The sequence below is a fragment of the Streptomyces sp. NPDC046931 genome (genome assembly GCF_040644655.1).
Lineage (GTDB): Bacteria > Actinomycetota > Actinomycetes > Streptomycetales > Streptomycetaceae > Streptomyces.
This window is the reverse complement of record NZ_JBEYWX010000004.1, coordinates 83,651-101,262: the sequence shown is the minus strand read 5'-3', so window position 1 is coordinate 101,262 and position 17,612 is coordinate 83,651. Positions and strand designations below refer to the sequence as shown.

Annotated in this window: 15 protein-coding genes, 1 tRNA gene and 1 riboswitch; of the genes, 12 read left to right on the top strand and 4 right to left on the bottom strand. The window is 70.4% G+C overall.

The window, feature by feature from the left end; all coding sequences use genetic code 11:
- Positions 1–73: 73 nt before the first annotated feature.
- The 9 genes from ABZ876_RS10200 (at position 74) to ABZ876_RS10160 (ending at position 9,484) form a co-directional block, all read left to right on the top strand.
- The gene (locus ABZ876_RS10200; RefSeq protein WP_361777281.1) at positions 74–727 is read left to right on the top strand and encodes a SurA N-terminal domain-containing protein; all 654 of its coding nucleotides are present in this window, start codon (positions 74–76) and stop codon (positions 725–727) included.
- Positions 728–816: 89 nt separating this feature from the next.
- Complete coding sequence (locus tag ABZ876_RS10195; RefSeq protein WP_361777279.1) at positions 817–1,896, top strand: nucleoside triphosphate pyrophosphohydrolase; 1,080 nt, start codon at positions 817–819, stop codon at positions 1,894–1,896.
- Between the two features lie 58 nt (positions 1,897–1,954).
- The gene (locus ABZ876_RS10190; RefSeq protein ID WP_361777276.1) at positions 1,955–3,274 is read left to right on the top strand and encodes a cytochrome P450; all 1,320 of its coding nucleotides are present in this window, start codon (positions 1,955–1,957) and stop codon (positions 3,272–3,274) included.
- A gap of 178 nt (positions 3,275–3,452) precedes the next feature.
- The gene (locus ABZ876_RS10185) at positions 3,453–4,547 is read left to right on the top strand and encodes a transglycosylase family protein (protein ID WP_361777274.1); all 1,095 of its coding nucleotides are present in this window, start codon (positions 3,453–3,455) and stop codon (positions 4,545–4,547) included.
- Positions 4,548–4,745: 198 nt separating this feature from the next.
- Positions 4,746–4,910: riboswitch (cyclic di-AMP (ydaO/yuaA leader) on the top strand.
- Between the two features lie 4 nt (positions 4,911–4,914).
- Positions 4,915–5,610: a transglycosylase family protein gene (locus ABZ876_RS10180; protein WP_361777271.1), complete on the top strand. Its 696-nt coding sequence runs from the start codon at positions 4,915–4,917 to the stop codon at positions 5,608–5,610.
- 322 nt (positions 5,611–5,932) lie between these two features.
- Positions 5,933–7,219, top strand: coding sequence for a phosphopyruvate hydratase (gene eno, locus ABZ876_RS10175; protein ID WP_361660136.1), 1,287 nt, complete (start codon positions 5,933–5,935; stop codon positions 7,217–7,219).
- 100 nt (positions 7,220–7,319) lie between these two features.
- Positions 7,320–7,796, top strand: coding sequence for a septum formation initiator family protein (locus tag ABZ876_RS10170; RefSeq protein WP_361777268.1), 477 nt, complete (start codon positions 7,320–7,322; stop codon positions 7,794–7,796).
- Positions 7,797–7,862: 66 nt separating this feature from the next.
- Complete coding sequence (locus ABZ876_RS10165) at positions 7,863–8,546, top strand: DUF501 domain-containing protein (RefSeq protein WP_361777265.1); 684 nt, start codon at positions 7,863–7,865, stop codon at positions 8,544–8,546.
- A complete protein-coding gene (locus ABZ876_RS10160) occupies positions 8,543–9,484 on the top strand; it encodes a Ppx/GppA phosphatase family protein (RefSeq protein WP_361777262.1) in 942 nt (313 codons plus the stop codon). Before ABZ876_RS10165 ends, ABZ876_RS10160 begins: the two co-directional genes overlap by 4 nt.
- 4 nt (positions 9,485–9,488) lie before the next feature.
- Here the strand turns inward: ABZ876_RS10160 and ABZ876_RS10155 are convergent, their stop codons facing one another.
- Together ABZ876_RS10155 and ABZ876_RS10150 are read right to left on the bottom strand one after the other, a co-directional pair.
- Positions 9,489–9,758 carry a type II toxin-antitoxin system RelE/ParE family toxin gene (locus ABZ876_RS10155; RefSeq protein ID WP_361777259.1) on the bottom strand — a complete coding sequence of 90 codons (270 nt, stop codon included), beginning with the start codon at positions 9,756–9,758 and terminating at the stop codon, positions 9,489–9,491.
- Positions 9,755–10,027, bottom strand: a complete 273-nt coding sequence (locus ABZ876_RS10150) for a type II toxin-antitoxin system Phd/YefM family antitoxin (protein ID WP_361777256.1) — start codon at positions 10,025–10,027, stop codon at positions 9,755–9,757. Before ABZ876_RS10150 ends, ABZ876_RS10155 begins: the two co-directional genes overlap by 4 nt.
- A gap of 585 nt (positions 10,028–10,612) precedes the next feature.
- On the opposite strand from ABZ876_RS10150, the gene ABZ876_RS10145 reads away from it, so the two are divergent.
- Positions 10,613–11,995 carry an NAD(P)/FAD-dependent oxidoreductase gene (locus tag ABZ876_RS10145; protein ID WP_361777253.1) on the top strand — a complete coding sequence of 461 codons (1,383 nt, stop codon included), beginning with the start codon at positions 10,613–10,615 and terminating at the stop codon, positions 11,993–11,995.
- A gap of 266 nt (positions 11,996–12,261) precedes the next feature.
- Positions 12,262–13,557, top strand: coding sequence for a class I SAM-dependent methyltransferase (locus ABZ876_RS10140; RefSeq protein WP_361777250.1), 1,296 nt, complete (start codon positions 12,262–12,264; stop codon positions 13,555–13,557).
- 109 nt (positions 13,558–13,666) lie between these two features.
- On the opposite strand, the gene ABZ876_RS10135 is transcribed toward ABZ876_RS10140, so the two are convergent.
- Positions 13,667–16,195 (bottom strand): FtsX-like permease family protein, encoded by a 2,529-nt coding sequence (locus ABZ876_RS10135; RefSeq protein ID WP_361777247.1) that lies wholly within the window; start codon positions 16,193–16,195, stop codon positions 13,667–13,669.
- 139 nt (positions 16,196–16,334) lie between these two features.
- Entirely contained in the window at positions 16,335–17,105 is a 771-nt protein-coding gene (locus ABZ876_RS10130; protein ID WP_361777244.1) for an ABC transporter ATP-binding protein, read from the bottom strand.
- A gap of 417 nt (positions 17,106–17,522) precedes the next feature.
- Here ABZ876_RS10130 and ABZ876_RS10125 point away from each other — a divergent pair.
- A tRNA-Leu gene (locus ABZ876_RS10125) sits at positions 17,523–17,605 on the top strand.
- The last annotated feature ends 7 nt before the right edge of the window (positions 17,606–17,612 follow it).

Genomic DNA, 17,612 nt, shown 5'->3' with positions numbered 1-17,612 from the left:
AGCCGGGCCACTGCCTACCATCGATCACCGCAAGACCTTGTGCACCGTCGCACAATCTCCTCGGGAGGCCCCCTTGCACCGCCGTCGCACCGCGATCGCCGTCAGCGCCGCCCTTGTCGCGGCCCCTGTCCTCACCGCGTGCGGTGGCACCGAGCACCCGGGTACCGCCGCCGTCGTCGGCGGGGACCGGATAACGGTCGCCCAGCTGGAGGGCCGGGTGAAGGAGGTGCGCACGGCCCAGCGCTCGGCCACCCCGGACGACACCCGGTACCAGCAGACGCTCGCCCGGACCAGCAGCCTCACCCGCGACACGCTCCACAGCATGGTCCTCGACCGGGTCCTGGACCGCGCGGCCGAGGACGCGGGCGTGTCCGTCACCCGCCGGGACGTCGGCCGGCTGCGGGCCGGCCTCGAGCAGCAGGCGGGCGGCGCGACGGCGCTGAAGGCGGTGTGGCTGGACCAGTACGGGGTGGCTCCCCGGCGCATCGACGACAACCTCCGCACGGAGGTCGAGGCGCAGAAGCTGGCCGCCGCGCTCGGCGCCGACATGAACACGGCCGACGGCAAGGCCACGTTCTGGAAGGCGATGGCGCAGGCGTCCGAGGAACTGAACATCGACCTGAACCCGCGCTACGGCACCTGGGACGTGCAGAAGAGCAGCCGGGCGGACACGAAGACACCCTGGGTCAAGGAGGTCACGACGGCCGGGGAGCGGCAGGCGGCGTAGCAGGGGCGCGGCACCGGCGTTCGGGAGGGCCGTCCACCCGCCTGTGGAAGACTTCCGGGCGCGTGGGCGCCGTGGGTTACGTTCGAAGGGTGAACGCAACCAGCTTCGAAGGCGCCCCCGACCAGGGCCGGGACGCGGAGACATCCGCCGGCCCCGGCCGGGTCGTCCTGCTCACCACCAGCCACCGGGTCGCGCCCGGCCTGCTGTCCTGGCCCGCGTGGCAGGCGCTGCGCGACGCCGACCGGGTCCTGTGCGCGGACGGCGCGCACCCGCAGCTGCCGTATCTGCGCGAGGCGGGCATCACCGTCGAGGAGGGCGCCCCGACCGCGCAGCAGCTGGTCGACGCGTGTGCCGGCGGCCGCACGGTGGTGGTCGTCGCGACCGGCGAGGGCGAGCCGCACCTCACCGACGGCCTGGCCCGCCTGGCGGGCTCGGGGCGGGTGCGGATGCCGGAGCTGGAGCTGCTCCCCGCGTCGTACGACCTTCCGGGCTCCCGCCTCCTCGACCTGGTGCAGGTCATGGACCGTATCCGCGCCGAGTGCCCCTGGTCCTCGCGGCAGACCCACCAGGGCCTCGCCAAGTACGGCATCGAGGAGGCGTACGAGCTGGTCGAGGCGATCGAGGCGGGCGACCGGGAGGAACTGCGCGAGGAGCTGGGCGACGTCCTGCTCCAGGTCGTCTTCCACGCCCGGATCGCCGAGGAGGACCCGGAGGCCCCCTTCTCCATCGACGACGTGGCGGGCGGCATCGTCGCCAAGCTGATCCACCGCCACCCGCACGTCTTCGGCGACGAGACCGCGACGACGCCGGAGGAGGTCAAGGAGCACTGGCTGCGCACCAAGGCGATCGAGAAGCAGCGCACGTCGGTGACGGAGGGCGTCCCCCTGGGGCAGCCGGGCCTGGCTCTGGCGGCGAAGCTGTCGTCCCGTGTGCGCTCGGCCGGCCTCGAGGTGCCGCTGCCGCAGGGCGAGGGCATCGGCTACGAACTGCTGGCGCTGGCCGCGCACGCGGAGGCGGAGGGTGTGGACCCGGAGGCGGCCCTGAGAGCCGCCGCCCGCGCCTACCGCGACGCGGTACGGGCCGCCGAGGGGCTCGGCCCGGTGAGCGGGGAGCCCGGGACGGACGCCGAGGGACTCGGGACCCACGCCGAGGGGCTCGGGACGGACTGAGGCAGCTGCTCCGGGACCTGGCGGGGCGGGACGGGGCGGGCGTGGATACCGTCGAGGAGTGACCGACCAGCACCAGCCCGCCTGCCCCTCTTCCACCTCCGCTCCCGAACTCTTCACCTGGGAGTTCGCCGCCGATCCCTACCCCGCTTACGCCTGGCTCCGCGAGCACGCCCCCGTGCACCGGACGCGGCTGCCGAGCGGTGTGGAGGCCTGGCTGGTCACCCGGTACGCCGACGCCAAGGAGGCCCTCGCCGACCAGCGGCTCAGCAAGAATCCGGCGCATCACGACGAGCCCGCGCACGCCAAGGGGAAGACCGGCATCCCCGGCGAGCGCAAGGCCGAGCTGATGACGCACCTGCTCAACATCGACCCGCCGGACCACACCCGGCTGCGCCGGCTGGTCTCCAAGGCGTTCACTCCGCGCCGCGTCGCCGAGTTCGCGCCTCGCGTGCAGGAGCTGGCCGATCAGCTCATCGACCGGTTCGCGGACCGCGGCTGTGCCGATCTCATTCACGAGTTCGCCTTCCCGCTCCCCATCTACGCGATCTGCGACATGCTCGGAGTCCCCCGTGAGGACCAGGACGACTTCCGGGACTGGGCGGGCATGATGATCCGGCACCAGGGAGGCCCCCGGGGCGGGGTCGCACGGTCCGTGAAGAAGATGCGCGGGTACCTCGCCGACCTCATCCACCGCAAGCGCGAGGCTCTGCCCGACGCCCCCGGACCCGGCGAGGACCTCATCTCCGGCCTCATCCGCGCCTCCGACCACGGTGAGCACCTCACCGAGAACGAGGCCGCCGCCATGGCCTTCATCCTGCTCTTCGCCGGGTTCGAGACCACCGTCAACCTCATCGGCAACGGTACGTACGCCCTTCTCACCCACCCCGGGCAGCGGGCCCGCCTCCAGACCTCGCTCGCCCGCGGCGAGAGGGATCTCCTCGCCACCGGCGTCGAGGAACTCCTGCGCTACGACGGCCCGGTGGAGCTGGCCACCTGGCGGTTCGCCACCCGGCCGCTCACCATCGGCGGGCAGGACATCGCCCCCGGCGACCCCGTGCTCGTGGTGCTCGCCTCCGCGGACCGGGATCCGGAGCGGTTCGCCGACCCCGGGGTCCTCGACCTCGCCCGCCGCGACAACCAGCACCTCGGTTACGGCCACGGCATCCACTACTGCCTCGGCGCCCCCCTCGCCCGGCTGGAGGGACAGACCGCCCTCGCCACACTCCTCACCCGTCTCCCCGACCTGCGACTCGCGGTGGATTCTGCCGATCTGCGCTGGCGCGGAGGGCTCATCATGCGCGGATTGCGCACGCTTCCTGTGGAGTTCACACCAGTTCCGGAGAAAGATCACCGACATAGCGCCCGCGGGGCGAAGTGAGGTGGCGGACACGCCGACGGTCACAGGAAGGTGACATTTTCTCAACTCCGTGATCTTCACGTGATCTGCGCTGCATTAACTTGTGACAAGTGATCGTCTGGTTATACGTTCACGCAGCAGCACGGCGGTACGCCACGGCCGCCGCGTTGGTCACTGCTGTCGTGTGAAAGGCAACCGCATGCTCTCCGGGAACGGTCGTCACCGTCGCCCTCGCCAGGCTCCTGCACTCCTCGTCGCGGCGGGGGTGACCGGATCAGCGATCGCCATCCCGCTCCTCGGCGCCACCGGTGCGAGTGCGGCCAGCGGCACGACCTGGGACCGGGTCGCGGAATGCGAGAGCGGCGGGACCTGGAGCGCCGACACCGGCAACGGCCGCTACGGCGGACTCCAGTTGACACAGGAGGACTGGGACAGGTACGGCGGTCTCGACTACGCCCAGCGCCCCGACCAGGCCAGCCGCTCGCAGCAGATCGCCGTCGCCGAGAAGATCCTCGAAGACCGGGGTGTCTCCATCTGGAGCACCTGCGGACTGGTCTCCGGCCTGAGCAAGGACTCGGCTGCCGCGGACGTCGACACGGGCCTGGCCGGCGACTCCTCCGGCGGCGGCTCCTTCTCGTCCTCGTACTCCGGCATGGGTGACGGACTGTCCCAGTCATCCAACTGGTCCCAGCAGTCCCATTCATCGAAGTCCTCCGGGCCGTCCGCCTCGGCTCCGTCGTCGCCCTCTTCGCCGTCTTCCTCCTCCGCGTCCCCGTCGTCGCCCTCATCCCCGTCCTCCACACCGTCCTCCTCGTCTCCCTCCTCTCCCTGGTCCTCCTCCTCGTCCTCGCCCTCGACATCGGCCACCGACCCCACCGAGAGCGGCACCGATGGCGGATCGGGGAGTCTGCTCGGCGCGCTCACGGCCACGACGAAGCGCGACGGTGCGGACAAGCCCGGGCAGAGCGGCGCGCCTTCGGATGCGGACGAGGCCTCGGGTGCCGGCCGTCACCGGGGTGACAGTGCCGACGAGAGCGCCGCGGACGGCCGTACCGGCGACACGGCCGGCCGTCACGCCTCCCGTGGTGCCACCGCCGCGCGGGACACCGTCGACGACTCGTACACCGTGCGCCCCGGGGACAATCTGTCGGCGATCGCCGACTCCCTTGACGTCAAAGGTGGATGGGCCGCCCTCTATGACGCGAACAAGAAGACGGTCGGCGCCGATCCCGACCTCATCGTTCCCGGTCAGAGCCTTGCGCTCGCGGACGAGTCGTCCGGGGACGATTCCTGAACTCGCCTCTGACCGGCGGCACTTCGCGCCCTGCTTCGCGCTGAATGTCCGGTTTGGCGAGAGTGAGACATGAGTCTCATAAGCCCTGATCGTCTTTGAAATTGGGGCGATCGAATGCTTACGGTCGTGATCGCTCGCCACAGCGGGCCCCGACGGTCGCAACGCCGAATCCTGCCAGCGGCCGTACGGGAACAGTCGTCGCGTCAAGCGCCGTAGGCAGGAGCGGGGGACCCAAGGTAGGTGCCGCACCCGGGAGTTGACCGGGCGGCTAGGGGTGGAGCCGCGCGCCGAGAGGTGCGCGGCCGGGCAACTCAACCGGCCCGAACCCGACAGCTCACCTCGCAGGCGTCGGTGAGGGGATCGAACCATGCTGTGTTCCGGTAAGGGTAAGCACCGCCGCCCGTCCAAGGCCGTCCGCGCCATTGCACTCGCCGGTGTCACCGGCGCCGCCGTCGCCGCCCCGCTGATGGCGGCCGGCAACGCCTCCGCCGCAACCGCCTCCCAGTGGGACGCCGTCGCCCGGTGCGAGTCCGGCGGCAACTGGTCCATCAACACCGGCAACGGCTTCTACGGCGGTCTGCAGTTCACCAACTCGACCTGGGCCGCGTACGGCGGCACCGCCTACGCCCCGCGGGCAGACCTGGCCTCCGAGGGACAGCAGATCGCCGTCGCCGAGAAGGTCCTCGCGGGCCAGGGCAAGGGCGCCTGGCCGGTCTGCGGCACGGGTCTGTCCAGCACCCCCTACAGCGGTGCCGCGGCCTCCACCGGCAACTCGAGCGGCGCCGGCAGCTCCGCGAAGAGCACCACCACCCGCTCCACCGAGCACCAGACAGCCAACCGCTCCGCGCAGCGCCCGGCCCCTCGTAAGACCGTCACCACCCCGACCGGCAAGAAGGTCGAGAAGGGCGACGGCGAGTACAAGGTCGTCAAGGGCGACACCCTCAGCTCGATCGCCGAGCGGCACCACGTCCAGGGCGGCTGGGAGAAGCTGTTCCAGCTGAACAAGGACATCATCGAGGATGCCGACATCATCTACCCGGGCCAGCAGCTGCACCTGAAGTGACAGCCGGCCGGTCCCTGACGGCTGTCCGTCGGCCGGCCCCCAGTGCCTTCACCAGCGCGGCCCCCGGAGCGGGGGCCGCGTGAGGACCGCCCCCGTTCCCACGGGCTCCCCGCTCCGGTGCGTGTTCCCCCGTACGCGCCGGAGCGGGGCTTTTTGCTTCCGCGCCCCCTCTTGGCCCCCCGCCTTTGTTCCGTACTGGAACAATGGGTACCGTCACCCTGTCCACGGGACGGTCGGTCGGCTGGCCGCCGCCCCGGGGCGGTTAGGCTCTAGGCGCAAGGCACACCAGCCCCGCACCAACAGCGTCACATCCACGAAGGAGATGCTCGTGCCGTCCATCGACGTCGTCGTAGCCCGGGAAATCCTGGACTCCCGAGGCAACCCCACGGTCGAGGTCGAGGTCGGCCTCGACGACGGCAGCACGGGTCGTGCCGCCGTTCCCTCCGGCGCCTCCACCGGCGCCTTCGAGGCCATCGAGCTCCGTGACGGAGACCCGAACCGCTACCAGGGCAAGGGTGTCGAGAAGGCCGTCCTCGCGGTCATCGAGCAGATCGGCCCGGAGCTGGTCGGCTACGACGCCACCGAGCAGCGCCTGATCGACCAGGCCATGTTCGACCTGGACGCGACCGACAACAAGGGCTCCCTCGGCGCCAACGCCATCCTGGGCGTCTCCCTCGCCGTCGCCCACGCCGCCTCCGAGGCCAGCGACCTCCCGCTCTTCCGCTACCTGGGCGGCCCGAACGCGCACCTGCTGCCGGTGCCGATGATGAACATCCTGAACGGCGGCTCGCACGCCGACTCCAATGTGGACATCCAGGAGTTCATGATCGCCCCGATCGGCGCGGAGTCCTTCTCCGAGGCCCTGCGCTGGGGCACCGAGGTCTACCACACGCTGAAGAAGGTGCTGAAGGGCAAGGGCCTGTCCACCGGCCTCGGCGACGAGGGCGGCTTCGCCCCGAACCTCGGTTCCAACCGTGAGGCCCTCGACCTCATCCTCGAGGCGATCAAGCAGGCCGGGTACGTCCCCGGCGAGCAGATCGCCCTCGCGCTCGACGTCGCCGCCTCCGAGTTCTACAAGGACGGCAAGTACCTCTTCGAGGGCAAGGAGCGCTCCGCCGCCGAGATGACGGAGTACTACGAGGAGCTCGTCGCGGCCTACCCGCTCGTCTCCATCGAGGACCCGCTGTTCGAGGACGACTGGGCCGGCTGGAAGGTCATCACCGACAAGCTCGGCGACAAGGTCCAGCTGGTCGGCGACGACCTGTTCGTCACCAACCCCGAGCGCCTCGCCCGCGGCATCGAGGAGGGCGCCGCCAACGCCCTGCTGGTCAAGGTCAACCAGATCGGCTCGCTGACCGAGACCCTGGACGCCGTCGAGCTGGCCCAGCGCAACGGCTTCAAGTGCATGATGTCCCACCGCTCCGGCGAGACCGAGGACGTCACCATCGCCGACCTGGCCGTCGCCACCAACTGCGGCCAGATCAAGACCGGAGCCCCGGCCCGCTCCGAGCGCGTCGCCAAGTACAACCAGCTGCTGCGCATCGAGGAGATCCTGGACGACGCCGCGGTGTACGCCGGCCGCAGCGCCTTCCCGCGCTTCAAGGGCTGAGCGGCCAGGGCCGCGCCCGAGCCAGTCGTCCGTACGTCCCCGTACGCGGTCCCGTACCGTGTGCGGGGACGTACGCACGTGTGAAGGGGAGGCGGGAGACATGGCCGTGAAGGACCGTGACCGGTTCTCCACCGCGACCAGGCTGCGGCTGCTCGGAGAGCAGACGGCGGCCCGGGTGTACCGCTCCCAGACCAGACGCCAGGCCCGCCGCTCCCGGCTCACGGGCCGGGCCGCCCTGCTCGCGCTCGTCCTGTGCTCGCTGGTCGTGGCGCTCGCGTACCCGATACGGCAGTACGTCTCCCAGCGCGCCGAGATCGCCGACATGGAGCGGCAGCGGCAGGAGGCCCGCAACCGGGTCGAGCAACTGCGCGACCTCAAGGCGCGCTGGCAGGACGACGCGTACGCGCAGCAGCAGATCCGGAAGCGGCTGCACTATGTGATGCCGGGGGAGACCGGGTACACCGTGGTCGACCCGGACCCGGCCAGGCAGTCCCGTGTGCACCGGACGGCCCTCGCGCGCCCCTGGTACGCGGGCGTCTGGGACGGGGTGGACAAGGCCGACGCGTCCGACCGGTGAGCCCGGCCCAGAGCCCGACAGTGCCCGACAGTGCCTGACAGAGACACAAGAGAGACTTCGTACCGCATGGAAACGCCCCCGCCGCCCACCCCGCGCACCGAGCCCACGGACGCGGATGTCGAGGCCATCCAGCAGCAGCTCGGCCGAACCCCGCGCGGGCTGTGCGCGATCGCGCACCGCTGCCCGTGTGGGCAGCCGGACGTCGTGGAGACGGCTCCGAGGCTCCCCGACGGCACCCCGTTCCCGACGACGTACTACCTGACCTGCCCGCGCGCCGCCTCCGCGATCGGCACGCTGGAGGCCAACGGCGTCATGAAGGAGATGACGGAGCGCCTGGGGACCGACCCGGAGCTGGCCGCCGCCTATCGTGCGGCGCACGAGGACTACATCGCCCGCCGCGACGCCATCGAGGTCCTGGAGGGCTTCCCGAGCGCGGGCGGCATGCCGGACCGGGTCAAGTGCCTGCATGTGCTCGTGGCCCACTCGCTGGCGGCCGGCCCGGGCGTCAACCCGCTCGGCGACGAGGCGATCGCGATGCTGCCGGAGTGGTGGCGCAAGGGCTCGTGTGTGACGCCCGCGGGACCGCCGTCCGGCGACGCGTGGGAGGTGGTGGAGACGTCCGACAGCGGCTGGTTGGCGGTCAATCCCGTCCGCCTCGCCGGCTCCGGGGAGAAGCAGACCGGGGAGAAGCAGGCCGAGGAGAAGCGGGCCGAGGAGAAGCGGGCCGAGGAGAAGGAGAAGGGCCAGTGACACGCGTCGCCGCCGTCGACTGCGGTACGAACTCCATCCGGCTCCTGGTGGCGGACGCCGACCCCCGCACCGGCGAACTCGTCGAGCTGGACCGGCGGATGACGATCGTCCGGCTCGGGCAGGGGGTGGACCGGACCGGGCGCCTCGCCCCGGAGGCGCTCGAGCGCACGTTCGCCGCCTGCCGTGAGTACGCGGAGATCGTCAAGGGCTACGGCGCAGAGCGGCTGCGTTTCGTGGCGACGTCCGCCTCCCGGGACGCCGAGAACAGGGACGAGTTCGTCCGCGGGGTGCTGGACATCCTCGGCGTCGAGCCCGAGGTCATCTCGGGCGACCAGGAGGCGGAGTTCTCCTTCACCGGCGCGACCAGGGAACTGATGGGCCGGGAGCATCTCGCCAGGCCCTATCTGGTCGTGGACATCGGCGGCGGTTCCACGGAGTTCGTCGTAGGCGAGGATCACGTGCGCGCCGCCCGGTCCGTCGACATCGGCTGCGTGCGCATGACGGAACGTCACCTTGTGCGCAATGGGGTGGTCGGCGACCCGCCCACCGAGGAGCAGATCGCCGCCATACGGTCCGACATCGAGGCCGCACTGGACGAGGTGGAGCGGACGGTGCCGCTGCGCGAGGCGCACACCCTGGTCGGCCTCGCCGGCTCGGTCACCACCGTCTCGGCGATCGCCCAGGACCTCCCCGAGTACGACTCCGCACGGATCCACCACTCCCGGATCTCCCTGGACCGCGTCCGGGAGATCACCGAGTGGCTCCTCAGGTCCACCCACGCCGAGCGGGCGGCCATCCCCTCCATGCATCCGGGACGTGTGGACGTCATCGGCGCGGGCGCCCTCGTACTGCTCGCGATCATGGAGCGGATCGGGGCCGTCGAGGTCGTGGTGAGCGAGCACGACATCCTCGACGGCATCGGATGGTCTTTGGCCTGACCGCCTACGGGTTGCGGTGCACGTCCCGCCGGTCGCCCACCTTGACGACGAGAATGACGAGCTCACCATCGTTGATCTGGTAGGCGACCCTGTAGCTTCCGACGCTGAGCCGGTAGAGCCCGGACGGGCCGCTGAGCTTCTTGACGTCGGCGTCCTCGCGGTACGGGTCTTCACCGAGCGCGGTCAGCGCGGTCAGGATGCGCATGGCGTCGGGGCGGCTGATGGCCCGGAGCTGCCGTTGCGCCGCCGTGGTGAACCGGAAGGCGTACTTCACGCCGCATTGCCGTCCTGATCGGTGAACAGGTCTGCCAGCAGTTCCGCCATCGTCACCGTGGGGCCGCCCTCGGCCAGGACCGCTTCCGCTTCGCGCGCCAGCATCACGTCGGCCGCTTCCACCAGCGCTTCGAAGTCCGCGATCGGAACTACGGCTGCCACCGGAGCGCCGTTGCGCGTGATGACCTTCGGAATGCCTTCCTCGGCCCGGTTGATGTGGTCCGCGAGATGCGCGCGGGCTTCCCGTAGGGTCACCGTGTTCGCGGTCATGCAGCCTGTGTACGCAGTTCCGTGTACACGTACATGGTTCTGGGCCGTCGCGCATGTGAGCGATGCTCGACGGCATCGCGTGGTCCATCGCTCAGCGGTCGCCGGCGACCGCCGCCGCCCGGTGTTCTGGCGGACCGTCTGGAGAGGCTCGGCGTGACTTTTGCTACTCACCGGTAGCCTCTCCTGAGCCTGTTCGATAACGTATGAGCGCGTCCGAGGGAGCCTCCGAGGCCCGTCGGGGGTGTGCCGCCGAGAAAGTTCGTGAAGTTCTTCACAAGGAAATCGGCCCTGCTGAGCGGTGCCATGGGCCCATTGGGCCGTACGGGGGGCTCAACGGCCCTTCCGGGGTGCTCACGCGAGCGTTTCCGGGCTCTGGTGCGGGTGTCCGGTCAAGGCCCGGTAAGGACCCGGTGAAGGGCTGGAGGGGCAGCTCACGCGGCCTTGACGACGCTTCGCCCGCCGCCGCGGTTCCCCGGTGGAGTCATGATCTCCATCACGCGGGCCGCGAAGTGTAGCAGATGCCATACCCGAGCTTGTGAAGGGGCGCACGAGCGACCCCCCAGGGGCGGGTGGATACTCGATGGCATGAGCACCACGGAGCGTCCCAGGATCCTCGTAGTAGGCGGTGGGTACGTAGGCCTGTACGCAGCTCGACGCATCCTGAAGAAGATGCGCTACGGCGAGGCGACCGTCACGGTCGTCGACCCGCGCTCGTACATGACCTATCAGCCCTTCCTCCCCGAAGCCGCCGCCGGCAGCATCTCCCCCCGGCATGTCGTCGTCCCGCTGCGACGCGTGCTGCCGAAGGCGGAGGTCCTCACCGGCCGGGTCACCACCATCGACCAGGACCGCAAGGTCGCCACGATCGCCCCGCTGGTCGGCGAGGCGTACGAGCTGCCCTTCGACTACCTGGTCATCGCGCTCGGCGCGGTCTCCCGCACCTTCCCGATCCCCGGCCTCGCCGAGCAGGGCATCGGCATGAAGGGCATCGAGGAGTCCATCGGCCTGCGCAACCACGTTCTCGAGCAGCTCGACAAGGCCGACTCCACGACCGACGAGGACATCCGCCGCAAGGCGCTCACCTTCGTCTTCATCGGCGGTGGCTTCGCCGGTGCGGAGACCATCGGCGAGGTCGAGGACATGGCCCGGGACGCGGCCAAGTACTACAAGAACGTGTCCCGCGAGGACATGCGCTTCATCCTCGTCGACGCCGCCGACAAGATCCTCCCCGAGGTCGGTCCCAAGCTCGGCCAGTACGGCAAGCAGCACCTCGAGGGCCGCGGTGTCGAGGTCTACCTGTCCACCTCCATGGAGTCCTGCGTCGACGGCCACGTGGTGCTGAAGAACGGCCTCGAGGTCGACTCCAACACGATCGTGTGGACGGCGGGCGTCAAGCCGAACCCGGCGCTCGCCCGCTTCGGTCTCCCGCTCGGCCCGCGAGGTCACGTGGACACCGCCGCCACCCTCCAGGTCCAGGGCACCGACTACATCTGGGCCGCGGGTGACAACGCCCAGGTGCCCGACATGGTCGGCCGCAAGGCGGGCAACGAGAACGCCTGGTGCCCGCCGAACGCGCAGCACGCTCTGCGACAGGCCAAGGTCCTCGGCGACAACGTCCTCTCCGGCATGCGGGGCTTCCCGCAGAAGGAGTACAGCCACGCCAACAAGGGCGCGGTCGCGGGTCTCGGCCTGCACAAGGGCGTCGCGATGATCGTCATGGGCAAGATGAAGATCAAGCTCAAGGGCCGCCTCGCCTGGTACATGCACCGTGGCTACCACGGTATGGCCATGCCGACCTGGAACCGCAAGATCCGGATCTTCGCGGACTGGACGCTCGGTATGTTCCTCAAGCGCGAGGTCGTCTCGCTCGGCGCGATCGAGTCTCCGCGCGAGGAGTTCTACGAGGCCGCCAAGCCGGCCCCCGTGGCCGCCGCGGCGAAGACCGAGGAGCGCGCCAAGGCCTCCTGACCTCGAGGTCACCGGTCCAGCCGAAGGGCCTCCCGCCATCCGTGGTGCGGGGGGCCCTTCGGCATGCGGCGGCGCTTCCGGGCGCCTGACCTCGCAAGGCCGCGTGCACGGCCTCTTCCGGACACAGGCATTTTGCCCAGCCGTAACGCCAACGGGGGACTGCGGTCCGGCCCCGCAGGTGTTTACGTGGTGTGGGAGGTCCGGGAAGGCTCTTCCCGGCTCTCCGTCCGGTTCGAGCAGGGGAAACCCCATCGGAGGTGTGCGCCATGGCCGACGCCGCACCGCGGCTGAAAAGCCTCATCGAACAGTTGCTCGGGGTACCGCTCCCGGTGCGCATCCGCGCCTGGGACGGTTCGGAGGCCGGACCACCCGGCGCCCCCGCGCTCGTCGTACGCAACCGCCGCGCCCTGCGCCGTCTGCTGTGGAAGCCCGGGGAGTTGGGCCTCGTCCGTGCCTGGGTCGCCGGGGACCTGGGCATCGACGGCGATCTCTACAGCGCCCTCGACCTGATGGCCGGCCTGATCTGGGAGCGTGAGGAGGACGCCCGCACCCTCGTCCAGGCGCTCCGCGACCCGGATGTCCGGGCCGCCGTCCGCGGACTCGCCCGGCTGGCCGGACCTTTCCCGCCGCCCCCGCCGCCCCGCGAGGAGGTGCGCAGAGGGCGGGGCCATCTCCACACCCGGCGCAGCGACAAACGCGCCATCAGCCACCACTACGACGTCGGGAACGACTTCTACGAGATCGTGCTGGGCCCGTCCATGGTGTACTCGTGCGCCTACTGGGAGGCGCCGGACGGGACCCTGGAGAACGCCCAGCGCGACAAACTCGAACTCGTCTGCCGCAAACTCGGACTGAAGCCCGGTCAGCGGCTCCTCGACGTCGGCTGCGGCTGGGGCTCCATGGCGATCCACGCGGCCCGCGAGCACGGCGTGAACGTCGTCGGCGTCACCCTCTCCCACGAGCAGGCCGTGTACGCCCGCAAGCGGATCGCCGACGAGGGCCTCACCGACCGCGTCGAGATCAGGGTGCAGGACTACCGTGACGTCGCCGACGGCCCCTACGACGCGATCTCCTCCATCGGCATGGCCGAGCACGTCGGCGCCGAACGGTATCTGGCGTACGCCCGGGATCTGTACGGCCTGCTGAAGCCCGGCGGACGGCTGCTCAACCACCAGATCGCCCGGCGCCCCCGGCAGGACGAGTCCTCGTACGCCGTCGACGCGTTCATCGACGCCTACGTCTTCCCGGACGGCGAACTCGCCCCGCTCGGCACCACCGTGACCCAGCTGGAGCGCGCCGGATTCGAGGTCCGCGACGTGGAGTCCCTGCGCGAGCACTACGCCCTCACCCTGCGCGGCTGGGTCGCCAACCTGGAGGCGCAGTGGGGGCGTGCGCAGGCCCTGGCCGGCCCCGGACGGGCCCGTGTGTGGCGCCTCTACATGGCCGCCTGCGCCCTCGCCTTCGAACGCAACCGCATCGGTGTCAACCAGGTCATCGCCGTACGGACGCCGGACACGGGCACGTCCGGGCTGCCGCTGCGCCCCCGCACCTGGGACGCCTGACGCCCGACCCGCGTTCGGACGCGACCCTGCGAGACGCCCGAGGGTACGACGAAGGGGTCCCGTTCCGCCCAGGAACGGGACCCCTTGGGTGAGGGGTGGCTGCCTGCCGCTACTCCGACTTGATCGCCGTCAGCATGTTCAGGCGGGCCGCCCGCCGGGCCGGCCACAGGGCGGCCAGGACGCCGACCACCGCCGCCAGGGCGAGGAAGACGGCCATCCGGCCCCAGGGCAGGACCAGCTCGTACGTCGCCATCTTGGTGCCGAGCAGCTCACCGGCCGCCCAGCCGAAGAACACTCCCAGGCCGATGCCGAGGACCCCGCCGAACAGCGAGATGACCAGGGACTCCAGCCGGACCATCCGCTTGATGCCCTTGCGGTCCAGGCCGATCGCCCGGAGCATTCCGATCTCCTGCGAGCGTTCGAAGACCGACATGGCCAGGGTGTTGATGACCCCGAGGACGGCGACGATCACCGCCATGGCCAGCAGGCCGTAGAGCATGTTCAGCATCAGGGTGAAGATCTGCGCGATGCTGTTGGAGATGTCCTGCTTGTCCTGGACCTGGATGGCGGGGTTGTCGCCGAGCGCCTTCTCCAGGGCGTTCTTGGCCGAGGCGGTGGCGCCGTCCGACATCTTCACCATGACCTGCATGTCGCCCGGGTCGCTCAGGTGCGGGGTGAGCGCGGCGTTGTCCAGCATGATGCCGCGCATCATCTCGGTGCTCTGGTAGACACCGGTGACCGTCAGCTGCTGCTTCCGGCCGTCCTCGTAGGCCGCCGTGAACCGCGAACCCGCCTTCCAGTGGTGGTGCTTGGCGGTCTCGTCGTCCACGACGACCTGGCTGCCGCCGACCTTGAACGTGCCGTCGTCGACCGTCAGGTCCGTCAGCTTGCCGATGGCGGCGCCGTTGACGCCGGTCACGTACTCGGTCTCGTCCTCGATGCGGGCGGGCGCGTTGCGCAGCGGGCTGATCGCGGTGACGCCGTCGGTCGTCCGGAGCGTCTTCTCGACTTCGGGCGACAGCTCGCTGCGGTTCGCCATGGACACCACGTAGTCCGCCTTGATGGCGGAGGACGCCATCTTGTCGATCGCGTTCTGGAGGCTGCCGGCCATCACCGTCAGACCGGTGATCAGGGTCAGGCCGATCATCAGGGCCGAGGCGGTGGCCGCGGTGCGGCGCGGGTTGCGCACCGAGTTCTGCCGGGCCAGCTTCCCGGCGATCCCGAAGACCCTCATCAGGGGCGCGGCGGCCGCTATCAGCGGGCGGGACAGCAGAGGGGTGAGCACGAAGACACCGATGACGAGAAGGACCGCGCCGAGACCCATCGGGGCCTGGCCGTCCGAGCTGTTGAGCGTGGTGGCGTACAGCACGGTGGCGATGCCGGCCGCGGCGAACAGGGCGCCGATCGTGTTCCGCACCACCAGGGACTTGGTGGTGGCCTTCGCGTGGACGCTGCTCATCGCTGCGACCGGCGGGATCTTCGCGGCGCGCCGGCCGGGCAGCCAGGCGGCCAGCATCGTGATCAGGACGCCGACGGCGAGGGCGGTGACGACGGTGCCCGGGGTGATGACCAGAGGCCCGTCCGGAACCGTCCCGCCCAGGCTGCCCATCAGCGAGCGCAGCCCGGCACCGACGCCGATGCCGGCCACCAGACCGGTGACGGCCGCGACCGCGCCGACCGCGAACGCCTCGATGAGCACGGACCGGGTGACCTGCCGGCGGGAGGCGCCGACCGCACGCAGCAGCGCCAGCTCCCTGGTGCGCTGGGCGACCAGCATGGTGAAGGTGTTGGCGATGATGAACGTGCCGACGAACAGCGCGATGCCCGCGAAGACCAGCAGGGCGGTGCGCATGCTGCTGGTCGCGTCGGCGATCTGCCGGGCCTGGTCGTCGGCGAGCTGCTTGCCGGTGATGGTGGAGGCGGCGTCCTTGGGCAGGATCTCGTCGAGGGCGTTGCGCAGCGCGATCTGGCGGGTGCCGGAGGCGGCCTTCACGTCGATCTCGTCATAGGAGCCGTCCTTGTGGAACAGGCGCTGGGCGGTGGCCGTGTCGAAGAGGGCGAGGCTGCCGCCGGCCGCGACGTTGCCGTCGTCGGTGGTGAAGATGCCGGTGATCTTCGGGGTCAGCACGGGGCCGTCGATCGACAGCCGCACCGTGTCGCCCACCTTGTATCCGGCGCGCTCGGCGGTCTTGGAGTCGATGAGGACCTGGGCCGCCCCCTGCGGGGCGTGACCGCTGACGATCGGATACCGGGGGTCCTCGGTCCGCCAGTAGTTCCCGCCCTGGGACTGGAAGCCGTCGCCGACGAGCTTGCCGTTCTTGTCGGCGATGGCGGTGAAGCCGCTGACGACGCCGATGGCCGTCTTGGCGCCCTGCACCTTGGCGGCCTTGTCGAGAAGGGCCCCCGTGAGCCTCGGCTCCTTGCCGATGGTGTCGCCGGTGTCCTGGCGGCCCTCGGGCCGGATGGCCACGTCGACCTGGTCGAAGCCCTTGGCGGAACTCTTCTGGTAGGCGTCCGAGATGGTGTTGGTGAAGACCAGGGTGCCCGACACGAAGGCCACGCCGAGCATCACGGCGAGGACGGTCATGAGCAGCCTGGCCTTGTGCGCGAGCACATTGCGCAGGGCGGTACGGAACATTTCTCTTCCAGTACTGGGAGGCGGGAGTCGGGCGAGGCCGGTCAGGCCGATGAGGGTCCGGGGGCGGGGCGCACGGGGGCGGGGTACAGAGGGGCGAGGTGCGCAGGGGCGGGGCGCACAGAGGTGGGCCGCACGGCCCTCAGCTCGTGCGGCCCTTCGCGTCGAACTGCTTCATGCGGTCGAGCACCGCGTCCGCGCTCGGCTCGTACAGCTCGTCCACGATCCGGCCGTCGGCGAGGAAGATCACCCGGTCCGCGTAGGCCGCCGCCACCGGGTCGTGCGTGACCATCACCACGGTCTGCCCCAGCTCCCGCACGGAGTTGCGCAGGAAGCCCAGCACCTCGGCGCCCGACCGCGAGTCCAGGTTTCCGGTGGGCTCGTCGCCGAAGATGATGTCCGGCTTGGACGCGAGCGCCCGCGCCACCGCGACACGCTGCTGCTGGCCGCCGGACAGCTGCGCGGGCCGGTGGCTCAGCCGCCCCGAGAGGCCGACCATCTGTATCACGGTGTCCAGCCACGCCTTGTCCGGCTTGCGGCCCGCGATGTCCATCGGCAGGGTGATGTTCTCCAGCGCGGTCAGCGTCGGCAGCAGGTTGAACGCCTGGAAGATGAAGCCGATCTTGTCCCGGCGCAGCCTGGTGAGCTGCTTGTCCTTCAGCGAGCCCAGTTCGACGTCGCCGATGCGGACGGAACCGGACGAGAAGGAGTCGAGGCCGGCGACGCAGTGCATGAGCGTCGACTTGCCGGAGCCCGACGGCCCCATGATGGCCGTGAACTGGGCCTGCCGGAAGTCGACGGTCACCCGGTCCAGGGCCACCACCTGGGTTTCGCCCTGTCCGTAGACCTTCGACAGATCTGTGGCGCGGGCGGCCACCGCGGTGGTCCGGTCGGCGAGAGGGGTGCTGGTCACGGGTGGGTGCTCCTGTCGGGACGACGACGGTCAAGGGGATGTGTCCCATCCTGGCGGCCCGTCGGCGGCGTGGCGTCAGCCGCTGTTCCGGTTCCCGGGGCAGCCTCCAGTCGGACCGTCACTGCCGGTGTCATACCTGGGGATGACACCCGCCCCTGAGTCCGCCCCGAGCGAAAAGCGGTTGGTCAGCCCATACGCGGCCGCTCGCGACGCCCTCCTTCAGGGCGGTGAAATTCCGTCATTCCGTATACGCGGCCCACGGCCGCCCGAAAGGCTATTGGCAAGTGCGGGAGGCCTGTACCCGGCGCTGATGCACCCTCAGACCTCAATAAAATAAGACAACTTCGCTTCGCAGCCCCGCTGTTCGGGGGATGCGCCCCGATAGGCTCGGAACGCTTGATGCGGAGCCCATGGCCTGCCCGGATGGTGGAATGCAGACACGGCGAGCTTAAACCTCGCTGCCCCTCGCGGGCGTACCGGTTCAAGTCCGGTTCCGGGCACCTCTTC

Coding starts and splice junctions, on each gene's coding strand:
- ABZ876_RS10185 (WP_361777274.1), top strand. CDS start 3,453: ATGCTCTCCGGGAACGGTCGTCACCGTCGCCCTCGCCAGGCTCCTGCA.
- ABZ876_RS10180 (WP_361777271.1), top strand. CDS start 4,915: ATGCTGTGTTCCGGTAAGGGTAAGCACCGCCGCCCGTCCAAGGCCGTC.
- eno (WP_361660136.1), top strand. CDS start 5,933: ATGCTCGTGCCGTCCATCGACGTCGTCGTAGCCCGGGAAATCCTGGAC.
- ABZ876_RS10170 (WP_361777268.1), top strand. CDS start 7,320: ATGGCCGTGAAGGACCGTGACCGGTTCTCCACCGCGACCAGGCTGCGG.
- ABZ876_RS10165 (WP_361777265.1), top strand. CDS start 7,863: ATGGAAACGCCCCCGCCGCCCACCCCGCGCACCGAGCCCACGGACGCG.
- ABZ876_RS10150 (WP_361777256.1), bottom strand. CDS start 10,027: ATGACCGCGAACACGGTGACCCTACGGGAAGCCCGCGCGCATCTCGCG.
- ABZ876_RS10145 (WP_361777253.1), top strand. CDS start 10,613: ATGAGCACCACGGAGCGTCCCAGGATCCTCGTAGTAGGCGGTGGGTAC.
- ABZ876_RS10140 (WP_361777250.1), top strand. CDS start 12,262: ATGGCCGACGCCGCACCGCGGCTGAAAAGCCTCATCGAACAGTTGCTC.
- ABZ876_RS10135 (WP_361777247.1), bottom strand. CDS start 16,195: ATGTTCCGTACCGCCCTGCGCAATGTGCTCGCGCACAAGGCCAGGCTG.